Source organism: uncultured Muribaculum sp. (assembly GCF_910583865.1).
Classification (GTDB): domain Bacteria; phylum Bacteroidota; class Bacteroidia; order Bacteroidales; family Muribaculaceae; genus Muribaculum.
In genome coordinates, this window is the sequence record NZ_CAJTYX010000058.1 from 1 (window position 1) to 12183 (window position 12183).

The 12183-nt window shown below is 56.4% G+C and carries 8 protein-coding genes; 6 read left to right on the forward strand and 2 right to left on the reverse strand.

What is annotated here, in order from left to right; all coding sequences use genetic code 11:
* Window positions 1-615: 615 nt before the first annotated feature.
* The 4 genes from pckA (at window position 616) to QZ303_RS10045 (ending at window position 6211) form a co-directional block, all read left to right on the forward strand.
* Window positions 616-2220 (forward strand): phosphoenolpyruvate carboxykinase (ATP), encoded by a 1605-nt coding sequence (gene pckA, locus QZ303_RS10030; RefSeq protein ID WP_295732340.1) that lies wholly within the window; start codon window positions 616-618, stop codon window positions 2218-2220.
* Window positions 2221-2546: 326 nt separating this feature from the next.
* Entirely contained in the window at window positions 2547-4679 is a 2133-nt protein-coding gene (locus QZ303_RS10035) for an Ig-like domain-containing protein (RefSeq protein WP_295732342.1), read from the forward strand.
* A gap of 18 nt (window positions 4680-4697) precedes the next feature.
* Window positions 4698-5600, forward strand: coding sequence for a DUF3822 family protein (locus tag QZ303_RS10040; protein ID WP_295732344.1), 903 nt, complete (start codon window positions 4698-4700; stop codon window positions 5598-5600).
* On the forward strand, window positions 5591-6211 hold the full coding sequence (locus tag QZ303_RS10045) for an RsmD family RNA methyltransferase (RefSeq protein WP_295732346.1): 621 nt from the start codon (window positions 5591-5593) through the stop codon (window positions 6209-6211). The genes QZ303_RS10040 and QZ303_RS10045 overlap by 10 nt, the downstream gene beginning before the upstream one ends.
* A gap of 217 nt (window positions 6212-6428) precedes the next feature.
* Here the strand turns inward: QZ303_RS10045 and QZ303_RS10050 are convergent, their stop codons facing one another.
* Window positions 6429-7454, reverse strand: a complete 1026-nt coding sequence (locus tag QZ303_RS10050) for an aspartate-semialdehyde dehydrogenase (RefSeq protein ID WP_295732348.1) — start codon at window positions 7452-7454, stop codon at window positions 6429-6431.
* 229 nt (window positions 7455-7683) lie between these two features.
* On the reverse strand, window positions 7684-8850 hold the full coding sequence (locus QZ303_RS10055; RefSeq protein WP_295732350.1) for a putative sugar nucleotidyl transferase: 1167 nt from the start codon (window positions 8848-8850) through the stop codon (window positions 7684-7686).
* A 218-nt stretch (window positions 8851-9068) separates the two neighbouring features.
* Between QZ303_RS10055 and QZ303_RS10060 the strand changes: the two genes are divergently transcribed.
* A complete protein-coding gene (locus tag QZ303_RS10060) occupies window positions 9069-9491 on the forward strand; it encodes a hypothetical protein (RefSeq protein ID WP_295732352.1) in 423 nt (140 codons plus the stop codon).
* 239 nt (window positions 9492-9730) lie between these two features.
* Window positions 9731-11866: a glycoside hydrolase family 3 C-terminal domain-containing protein gene (locus QZ303_RS10065; protein ID WP_295732354.1), complete on the forward strand. Its 2136-nt coding sequence runs from the start codon at window positions 9731-9733 to the stop codon at window positions 11864-11866.
* Window positions 11867-12183: the final 317 nt, after the last annotated feature.

Sequence of the window (12183 nt, forward strand, 5' to 3'; positions counted from 1 at the left end):
GACCCTCTGATTAACAGTCAGATGCTCTAACCGACTGAGCTATTGAAGCGGATTGGCATATCCGGCTCTCCGAATTTGCGTTGCAAAATTACGCACTTTCTTTTACATCTCCAAATTTTTAACACAGAATGTTGAGATAAACGCGAAAAAGTGAAATTTTCAGAAATATGACATCCACCACGTCTTTGTTGCGAACAATTCATCCACTGAAAACGGTTAATAGTGTGGTTGTAAAGCCAAACTCGATACAGACGGTATCACGCCTTCTGCCACGAGGGAAGGTTTTTTTGACGTTGTTCTCTCGTCCTCAAGAAAAGCAGAATGTATTCCAATAGGAAGATTTCAGGATGTTTTTGCTTGAAATGGAAGGCATGTGGCGAATGATTTCAGCCCCCATCGTCGGTCTTTGACGATAAATTCTTAAAATTATGTAATACGGAAATATTTCTTTATTTGAACGGCGATGTTAATGAAAAAGTCATTAACTTTGTAGTGGATTTATTGCCCCCTCAGGAGGCATGACAATCACGTTTTCCCGGGGGATACGTTCCTCGTTTTCCCTGAGGTATAGTCTAAAGTATAAATTTACAAACCATATAATTAAGTCTATACAAAATGAGCAAGATCGATTTAGCCCAGTATGGCATCAAGGATGTCAAAGAGGTGATTTACAATCCCAGCTATGACGAGCTCTTCAAGGCAGAAACCTGCCCCACACTCGAAGGTTTTGAAAAAGGAGTAGTGACCGAGCTTGGCGCTGTCAATGTGATGACAGGCGTCTACACCGGTCGCTCGCCTAAAGATAAGTTCATCGTGCTCGACGACAACTCGCGCGACAAAGTATGGTGGACAACCGAAGAATATCCCAACGACAACAAGCCCGTCACCGAAAAGACCTGGGCCGCTGTAAAGGATATCGCCATCAACGAGCTTTCAGGAAAGAAGCTCTATGTGGTAGACTGCTTCTGCGGAGCCAACAAGGATACCCGCATGGCTGTACGTTTCATCATGGAGGTGGCATGGCAGGCCCACTTCGTGACCAACATGTTCATCCGTCCCACCGCAGAGGAACTCAAGGACTTCACCCCCAACTTCGTCGTTTACAACGCTTCGAAGGCAAAGGTTGAGAACTTCAAGGAACTCGGCCTCAACTCGGAGACCGCAGTCGTGTTCAACACTACTTCGCGTGAGCAGGTTATCATCAACACCTGGTACGGCGGCGAGATGAAGAAGGGTATGTTCTCGATGATGAACTACTACCTCCCCCAGCAGGGAATCGCCTCCATGCACTGCTCGGCCAACACCGACAAGGAAGGCAAGAACACCGCTATCTTCTTCGGCCTCTCCGGTACCGGAAAGACCACCCTTTCCACCGACCCCAAGCGTCTCCTCATCGGCGACGACGAGCACGGATGGGACGACAACGGCGTGTTCAACTTCGAGGGCGGATGCTATGCGAAGGTCATCAACCTCGACAAGGAGAGCGAGCCTGATATCTACAACGCCATCACCCGCGACGCCCTCCTTGAGAACGTAACTGTCGACAAGGACGGTAAGATCGACTTCAAGGACAAGAGCGTTACCGAGAACACCCGCGTAAGCTACCCCATCAACCACATCAAGAGCATCGTTGAGCCGGTAAGCGCAGGTCCCGACGCCAAGAACGTGATCTTCCTCTCTGCCGACGCATTCGGAGTGCTTCCTCCCGTGTCGATCCTTACTCCCGAGCAGACGAAGTACTACTTCCTCTCCGGCTTCACCGCCAAGCTCGCCGGTACCGAACGCGGCATCACCGAACCTACCCCCACATTCTCCGCTTGCTTCGGACAGGCATTCCTCGAACTGCATCCTACAAAGTATGCCGAGGAGCTCGTCAAGAAGATGGAGAAGAGCGGCGCAAAGGCCTATCTCGTCAACACAGGTTGGAACGGCACAGGCAAGCGTATCTCTATCCGCGACACCCGTGGCATCATCGATGACATCCTCAACGGTGACATCCTGAAGGCTCCCACCAAGAAGCTCCCCATCTTCGACTTCGAGATTCCTACCGAGCTTCCCGGCGTGGATCCCAAGATCCTCGACCCCCGCGACACCTATGCCGATCCCGCACAGTGGGATGTAAAGGCAAAGGACCTCGCTGCACGCTTCATCAAGAACTTCAAGAAGTACGAGAACAACGCAGCAGGCAAGGCCCTCGTAGCCGCCGGGCCCCAGCTCTGATCCGATTACGTACACTGACGTCGCCTACGGCGACAGAAGCCATACCCGGAGGTGTGTCGATTTCGACACACCTCCGTTTTTTACGCCGTGCCGCAGGTATAAGTAACTCACAAAAATTATTTCGCATGTGATAGATTCTAAAGCTTTATATTTCTGACGGAGAATTTCCGGCGCTTTCCGCTCTCTTCATCAGTCGTGTAGCTCGCTACACTCCTTCTTCATCGAGCAAAAATCGCTCGAAAATTCTATCGTCGGAAATATAAAATAATTTTTGCGAGTTACTTATCCGCGAATTTTGATGTAAATTTGTGCTCTGACTTCCGAAAATGACGAGAAACGAAACGACATACATGCGCTGGCTCCTCGGGGTGATACTCATCTTCATCCTTGCCGCGTGCGCATCCATTGGCCGTCCTTCGGGCGGCGAGTACGACTATGCGCCCCCGGTCTACATCAAGAGCAACCCCGCCATAGGCTCCCGCAACGTGACAAACAGCCGCCTGAGCATCGATTTCGACGAAAACGTCCAGGTGGAGGATGTAATGTCAAAGGTCGTAGTGTCCCCGGCGCAGAAGGCTATCCCGTCGGTTACCGCCAATGGGCGCCGCATCACCGTCGACATACGCGACACGCTAATCCCCAACACCACCTACACCATCGACTTCTCCGATGCCATACGCGACCTCAACGAGGGCAACGTGCTCGACGGGTTCTCAATCGACTTCTCCACGGGGGACAGCATCGACTCGCTCAGGATATCCGGGATGGTGTTTGAGGCGCGCACTCTTGAGCCTGCCCAAGGTATGCTCGTCGGCGTCTACAGCAACCTATCCGACACTGCCGTCACCACCCTCCCCATGGAGCGCATCGCGCGTACCAACCAGCTCGGCCAGTTCACGATACGCGGTCTCCGTCCCGCCGACTACCGCATATTCGCCATCAACGACATCAACCGCGACTACCATTGGGACCGCAGCGAGGACATCGCCTTCTACGACACCATCATACGCCCCTGGGTCGAGACAGTCACCATCACCGACACGCTCGTGTCATCGGATGGCGTCGACTCGATAGTCGTCCGTGAGGGTCGAGACTATTTCCCCAACGATATTCTGCTCACATGGTTCAACGAGGGCTACCAGGCGCAGTATCTCAAAGATTATAAACGCCCCGAGCGCCGCAAGCTGACCGTCGACTTCGCCGCACACTCCGACACGCTCCCGGAAATCACCATCATCAACGGTCCTAAGGCCGGCACGACCGCCTCCGAATGGGCGCGTCTCAACACTGTCGAGACCCTCGACACGCTCGAATACTTCATTACCGACTCGGCCGTCTACGCCATGGACTCCATGCTCGTGGCCATGCGCTACCTCCGCACCGACACCAACTCACAGCTCGTGTGGGGCACCGACACCCTGCGCTTCAACTTCAAGGATGCCAAGAAAAGCAAGGGACAGCTAAAGAAAGAGGCAAAGGAGCGTGAACGCAAGATCGAGAAGATTCTGAAAGAGCGCCAGGAGGCCGGCGACACATCCACGACCATACTCCCCTCCGACACGATAGAGATAAAGTTCCTGCAGTTCTCGTCAAAGTCGGGAGGCACGCAGGAACTGGCGAGGCCCATATGGTTCACCGTCGACCAGCCGCTCACTGTCGACACCATACCCGATTCCGTGGTGACGTTCGCAGTACAGCGTGACACACTCTGGGACACCATCGTGGCGCCGCGCATCTATCGCCCCGATCCGCTGCGCCTGCTGAGCTTCAAGGCCGATTTCAACTGGGCGCCGGCCACCCGCTACAAGCTTTCCATCGATTCTGCCGCCCTCCATGGTGTCTATGGCCTCTGGAACGCCCCCGTCGACTTTGAATTCACCACAAAGGCTGTCGAGGATTACTCCGCGCTGTTCGTGAATGTCAGCGGCCTGTCTGCCGACACCGCCTACGTCGAGGTGCTCGGACGCGACGACAAGCCCGTGGCCACCGCCCCTGTGGTCGATGGTGTCGCCGAATTCAACTATCTCGCGCCGGGCGACTACTATCTGCGCCTCTACATCGACCGCAACGGCAACGGTGAGTACGACACCGGCAACCTCCTCTCCTCCATCCAGCCCGAAGAGGTCTACTACTATCCGAAGAAGATAGTGCTGAAGAAAAACTGGGACGTCGAGCAGACGTGGAACATCTACGAGACCGCCATCGACCTCCAGAAGCCCAAGGAGATCAAGAAAAACAAGCCCAAGGACAACAAGAAGCGCCGCCGTCGTGCCGACGGGTCATACATCGACGATGGCGACGGGCGTGAGGGTGACGAATACGACGAAGAGTTCGACGACGGCTACGGCCAGGATGACTTCTTCGGTCCCGGGTCGGCCAACGGTACACGAAATATAGGCAACGGGCGCAACAATTTCGGCCGCAACGGCGGCGGATTCACCCGCAACAACCGTTTCTGACCCTTTAATGTGTTTCCGATGGGCAGATGTGTGATAGATAAAGAGGCCGTCACGGCTCCCGGACGTTGTCATCTCATACTTGATGTCGACGACTCGCGCCTTGGCGTGGCTGTGGTCGATCCGCTCGCGCCGGCGTCTATGCCGGTGTGGCGTGAGATACCGCTCTCCGATGGGGTCGCTCCATCCGGCTCCACGATGGTGGCCTCTCCGGCCGAACGTCTCGTAAGGATGCTTGAGGAGGCCGTCTACGACAATCCCGTGCTCCTCTCCGGATTCCTTACCGTGGATGTCATGCTCCATGCGCCTTGGTTCGCCCTCCTCCCCCCGGGTGTCTCCGACAGCGATTGCCGCGCCATCCTCGACGCGTCGATGCCGCGCGAGGCTGCAGACGCCACCATGATAGCCGCTCCCGCCGATGGCGACATGTCGCCGCGTTTCATCATGTATGCCGACACCCCCTTGGTCGACTTCCTGCGCCGCACCTTCTCCAACCCCACGTTCCGCCATCCGATTGAGGCTATGGCGTCGTGGTTCAGCCACACCGATCCCCTCGGTGTCGAAGGCAAGATGCTGGCACGCTTCTCCCCGGCAAGCCTCGACCTTATGGCTTTCGGCTCTTCCGGACTCGTGTTCGCCAACACGTTCTGCTGCCTCGATCCCGCCGACGCCGTCTATTTCATCCTTGCCGTAAGGGACTCCCTCGGCATTGATGCCGACGGCGAATTGCTACTCGCCGGCGACTCGGCCCCGCGCGAGGCCGTCACACCCCTTCTGCGCCGCTACGTAGGATTTGCGATGCCACTCCCGATCCCTCCGCGCTCATGCGGCGGCGATGCCGGCGTCATCCCTTTCCACGTCGAGGCGCTCCTATCCGCGATTATGAAGAATAACGACAAAACTCCCGACGCAACATGCGAATAATCAGAGGAAAATATGGTCGTCGCCGATTCGACGTGCCATCCAACATATCAGCGCGGCCCACTACCGATTTCGCCCGTGAGAACATCTTCAACGTACTTGAGAACCTTGTCGACCTCGAAGGGGCTGACTGCCTTGACCTGTTTGCGGGCACGGGTGCTGTCAGCTTTGAGTTCCTTTCGCGCGAATGCCGCCATGTCACCGCAGTGGAGAAGGCCGCTACCCAATGGCGGTTCATCTCGCAGGTGGCGCAGCGGCTTAATGTCGACAACTTCACCCTTGTGCGCGGCGACGTGTTCCGTTTCGTGGCCTCATGCTCCGAAAAGTTCGACGTCATTTTCGCCGATCCACCCTACGATCTTCCGCGCTTCGCCGAAATCCCCGGCCTGATTCTCGGCTCCTCCATGCTCCGTGAGGGCACGGTCGTCGTTATCGAGCACTCCCGCGCATACGACTTCTCCGCGCTTCCCCACTTCCTCGAGCACCGTGCCTACGGCTCCGTCAACTTCTCCATCTTCCGCATCACTTCCTCCGATCCATCCGTAGACACCGATTCATCTGTAGACGCCGATCCGGCTACAGACTCCGCACCTCCTGCCACTCCCGACGCCTGACGGAGTGCATATAATCTTTCCTCTGTGCTCTGTGTGTCCCGTGCTTTTTATTTAAACCATCTGCCTTTGGCTTTAGGGGTATGAAAAGCGAAACAGGGCCGGTTCACACCGGCCCTGTTTCTTTTAAAATAAAGGCTTAAGGTTACTTATCTTATTTGTACAGAGGTTGCTTTGTCAATGTTGGAGAGAGATTGCTTTGCCGATGTCGGAGAGGGGATTAACGAGCCTTCGATTTCCAGCCGTGGGCGAGGAGATACTGGGCGATCTGCACGGCGTTGAGGGCCGCTCCCTTCTTTATCTGGTCGCCGACAATCCAGAACGACAGCCCGCGTTCGCAGGTCAGGTCCTTGCGCAGACGACCCACGTAGACGGGATCCTGATCGGCGATGTCGAGAGGCATAGGATAGCGCTTGTTGGCCGGATCGTCAAGCACGACCACGCCCTCGGCGTTCTCCAATGCGCGACGTACGTCGGTAAGCTCCAGAGGTTCACGGGTCTCGACCCATACGGCCTCGGAATGGGCGCGCATCACGGGCACTCTCACGCACGTGGCGCTCACTTCGAGCGACGGAGCGTGCATTATCTTCTTTGTCTCGTGGTACATCTTCATCTCCTCCTTCGTGTAGCCGTTGTCGGTGAACATGTCCACCTGGGGGATGACGTTGTAGGCGAGCTGGTAGGCGAATTTCTCTACCGTGGGCTCTTCGCCCCGGGTGAGCTGCGCATGTTGCTCAAGCAGTTCGGCCATGGCCGAAGCACCGGCGCCGCTGGCGGCCTGGTAGGTCGACACGTGCACGCGGCTGATGGGAGAAAGGTCGTTGATAGGCTTCAACGCCACTACCATCTGGATGGTAGTGCAGTTTGGGTTGGCGATGATGTTGCGCGGAGTGTCGAAAGCGTCCATGCCGTTCACTTCCGGCACTACCAGAGGCACGTCGGCATCCATGCGGAACGCGCTCGAATTGTCGATCATGAGAGTGCCGTTGGCGGTTATCACGTCGGCGTATTCGCGCGATGTGCCCGCTCCGGCAGAGGCAAACGCGATGTCGACACCCTTGAAGTCATCGGCATTGCGGGTAAGTTCTTTCACTACGATTTCCTTGCCACGATAGGTGTAGACACGTCCTGCGCTTCGGCTTGAGCCGAAAAGCAACAACTCGTCAATCGGAAAATCCTGCTGGTCGAGCGTGCGGAGGAATTCCTGCCCTACCGCGCCGCTGGCACCTACGATGGCTATTCTCATCTATGTAGTGGTTAATGTAATGAAAATCTTGATTCAGACTGATGCCCGCGCCTTTTCAAAGCTTGATGGAACATAATTCCGGGGTCTCCACATCATTCTGCATTGCAAAATTAAAAAGAGTATATCGTTTTGCCAAATATTTATGCACTAAATTTTGAATAAAATGTGGCCACAAGGCCCTTGTAGGCATGTTGTGACCACATTTTGGTAGAAAATCCCGTAGCTGGTGTTACTTGTATGTCTCGGCTATCTCGCGGATTGCCTCGAATATGTCGATGTCGGTCTGTGTCAGCTCCACGTGGCGGCGTGCCATGGCGCGCCGTGCGATGTCGAAGAATTTCGTCATGGCCACGTCGGAGAATCCGGCCGCGCCACCCTCGCTGAACGAGGCCACGAAGTTGCGCGGATAGCCGGAGCCGTGTATGTTACACCCCACGCCCACCACCGTGGCCGTGTTGAACATCGTGTTGATGCCCGCTTTGGAATGGTCGGCCATGATGAGTCCGCAGAACTGTAGCCCGGTGCGCAGGAACCGGTGGGCCGGATAGTTCCACAGCTTTATCTCCGTATAGTCGTTTTTTAGGTTGGAGGCCACGCAGTCGGCACCGAGGTTACACCATTCGCCTATCACGGCGTTGCCCAGGAAGCCGTCGTGGGCCTTGTTGCTGTAGCCGAGCATCACCACGTTGGAAAGCTCGCCGCCGACCTTGCACCACGGCCCGATCGTGGTGGCGCCATACACTTTCGTGCCCATGTTGATGTGTGAGTCGTGGCACAGCGCCAGCGGACCGCGTATGAGAGTCCCCTCCATCAGCTCGGCGTTGCGGCCTATGTAGACAGGGCCGTTCTGCACGTTGAGCACCGCGGCCTCCACCCATGCGCCCTCTTCGAGGAACACCTGCGAGCGGTCGCCGATCACGGTCACCGTGTCGCTCAGCGGCTGCGAATCGCGCCCTGTCGTCAGCGCCTCGAAGTCGCTCTTCAGCGCCTCGCCGTTGAGAAGGAATATGTCGGGCAGCGCGTGCAGTGCCATGACATTCTCCTCAAGCTCCACCGTCTCTTGCGCCTCCTTGCCGTGGCGTGCCACCTCCTCGCCACCGGCCATGACGATACGGCTTCCCCGGGGAAGCGTCTCAAGCAAACGCACCAACTCGTCCGACGGGCACACGTGCGATGCTATGTAATAGTCATCGAGCGTGTCTACCTCCTTCATCGGGAACTTCGGGGCGAGATAGGCGGCGCTCACCTTGTAGGAATACTCTCCGGGGAATGCGCGTTCCCATTTCTCGCGGATTGTGTCGATGCCGAGGCGTATCTCGGCTACCGGACGCGTGTAGGTAATCGGAAGCAGGTTGTCGCGCACCTCGGCCACATCCTGCAATATCACGTTTCGCATAGTCTTTTTCTGTTTATAGTCTGTTTTGTTTATAATCTCTTCGCGCCATAGTCTGTTCCATTTTATGAATTACGCCACAAATTTACATATAAACCGTGCGCAATCCCAAATTTTTATTCGGATTGCCGGACCTAAGCATCTTGCGTGCCGGAAAAATCATGTCGGACAGAACTTGTGGGGCGCGGATTGTGTTGACAATTTATAAACTTATCTGGATTATGATTGCTGTTTCCATACCGGCCATGCCGATGACTGCCGTAGCCATTCTGGCGGTAACGGCTATTTTGGTGATAGCCTGCGCTATAAGACGCAGGCATGTGAAGGCGTCGCTGTCGTCGGGGATAACCTATGCCATACTCATAGTGGTCGGCGTCGGGGTGCTGTGGTCGGCTGCCGTCAGCTCTGTGGGTCTCGGATGGTCGATAACGGGTCTGGAAGGTTCGGCTGACCTTGTAGGTACCGGGGCAAGCGTGCAGCGTGCGCTCGGCAACTTGTCGGCGGGCGGCATTCTCTTTTCCTCTCCGGCTTCCGTGTGGTCTGCGATCGCGGCGTGCACGTTTGCTGTGGCTGCAACCTGGCTGTCGATGACATTCGCCTTGCGCCGCCGTGCTGTGGCGCTGAAGGCTACGCTGAAAAAATAATTCCTACTACTCTACGTACAATAGCGTCGAAACTACTATATTTGCAGTAAGTAACTGACTTGCGCATACAATCGGCCTGTTGCCTCGGTGTAGGGATGCACCACCCCCGGTGCATCCGCCATCGGGATATTTGGCCATACGCTGTTCCACTCGCACAATCAGATGCTTAATAGGCTATTTAAGACTTTTGTTTTTAAACGACCTCTAAAAACTCGAAACGCAAATTATAGTATTTATCGATGAAACGAACGATTATTGCAATTGGAGCATGCGGCCTCGCGCTGCTGATGTCGGCGCAGAGCGCCGGAGTGTTGCCGTATCAGAATCCGGCACTTACGTTTGAAGAGCGCGCCGACGACCTTCTGTCGCGCCTTACCCTCGAAGAAAAAGCATCGTTGATGATGGACGCGTCGCCCGCAATTCCGCGCCTCGGCATCCCGCAGTGGCACTGGTGGAGCGAAGCCCTCCATGGCGTGGGACGCAACGGCACAGCCACCGTCTATCCCATCACCATGCAGATGGCCTCGACTTTCGATGACGGCCTTGTGGAGCGCATTTTCAGCGCAGTCAGCGATGAGGGTCGCGCCAAGAACACGGAGGCCCGGCGTCTCGGCAAACCCGAGCGCAACCAGTGCCTGTCGTTCTGGACTCCCAACATCAACATATTCCGCGACCCGCGTTGGGGGCGCGGCCAGGAGACCTACGGCGAGGACCCCTATCTGACGGCCCGCATGGGGACCGCCGTCGTACGCGGACTGCAGGGTCCCGATTCCACCAAGTATCGTAAGGCCTATGCCTGCGCCAAGCACTATGCCGTGCACAGCGGTCCCGAGTGGAACCGCCACACGTTCAACGTCAACGATATCAGTGACCGCGACCTCTGGGAGACCTATCTACCCGCCTTCGAGGCCCTTGTCAAGGAGGCCGGCGTGCGCGAGGTGATGTGCGCCTACCAGCGCTACAACGACCGCCCCTGCTGCGGCAGCGACGAGCTGCTGCGTCGCATTCTCCGCGACAAGTGGGGCTACCGCCATCTCGTGGTGAGCGACTGCGGGGCTATCAGCGATTTCCTGCCGGGCAAGCATGGCACGAGCGCCGACCCGCAGGCTGCTGCCGCCGACGCGGTGCTCACGGGCACTGATCTTGAGTGTGGCGGCGAGTACCGCCACATCCCCGAGGCCGTGAAGCGCGGCGACCTTGACGAGGCCGACGTGGATCGCGCTCTGCGCCGCCTGCTCATAGGGCGCATGGAACTTGGCGACTTCGACCCAGATTCCATCGTGCCATGGACTTCTATTCCATCCTCGGTTATTGCCTCATTTCCTCATAAGATGCTCGCCCTGGAGGCTGCCAGAAAAGGTGCTGTCCTGCTTCAGAACGACGGGCTGCTCCCCCTCGGCAACGGTGTCAGAGTAGCACTCCTCGGCCCTGCCGCCGATGACTCCGTGGCCATGTGGGGCAACTACAATGGCTTCCCGACGCATACCGTCACGCTTCGCGAGGCGTTTGCCAACCGTCTTGGCGCCAACCTCTACTACGCGAAGGGGGTTGACTATGTCAAGCCCCTTGAAGGACCGGATGCCGATGTCGACATGGGCCGGGTAATGGATGCCGACGTGGTGGTATTCGCCGGCGGCATAACCCCGGCCCTCGAAGGGGAGGAGATGCCGGTCGACCTGCCGGGATTCTATCGCGGCGACCGCCAGACGATAGAGCTACCAGCGGTGCAGCGCGATTTTATCCGTAAACTCCACGAAGCCGGCAAGAAGATTGTTATGGTCAACAGCTCCGGCTCGGCGGTGGCGCTCACGCCGGAGAGTGAGGCGTGTGGCGCGCTGATCCAGGGATGGTATGGCGGAGAGCTTGGCGGAGAGGCTATCGCGGAGATAATATTCGGCGAGGTGAATCCTTCGGGCAAGCTGCCGGTGACATTCTACCGCTCCGATGCCGACCTGCCCGACTTCGAGGACTACGGCATGCGCGGACGCACATACCGCTATTTTCAGGGCGACGCGCTCTATCCTTTCGGGCATGGGCTGAGCTATACCGCATTCTCCATCGGCAAGCCATCCTGGCGTGACGGCAAGGTCACGGTGGAGGTTGCCAACACCGGCGACCGCGCCGGCGAGGAGGTAGTGCAGGTCTACCTGCGTCGCGACGGTGACATAGCCGGCCCTGCGAAGTCGCTCCGTGCCTTCAAGCGTGTGTCGCTCCTCCCCGGCGAAAAGAAGCTCGTGTCGCTCGACATGCCTCGCTCCCGTTTTGAGACGTGGGATCCGGACACCCGTTCGATGCGCGTCATCCCCGGCACATACACCGTCATGGCCGGCCCGTCAAGCGCCTCTCTGCGCTCCACCACGGTCAAAATAAAGTAACTCACCGCAATCCGCAGGGAACAATTTCTCAGTAGATCAAAGGCAAAGGACATCGGAAGGACTCTCGATGTCCTTTGCTTATTGTTGTTCACTCTGGTGGAAATGATTATTTTTGCACTGAAAACAAAAAACATAAGTAAATCCGATGTCCAAGATTGTAGTCAAGGATACCATCATAAGAACAATGTCAAAAAACGGCATTGATTATATCTGTATCACCGATATTGCGAGACAGAAAAATCCGGCTGAGCCGAAAGATGTTGTAAAGAATTGGATGAGGGTGAAGAATACTCTTGAGTATCTTGGATTATGGGAAA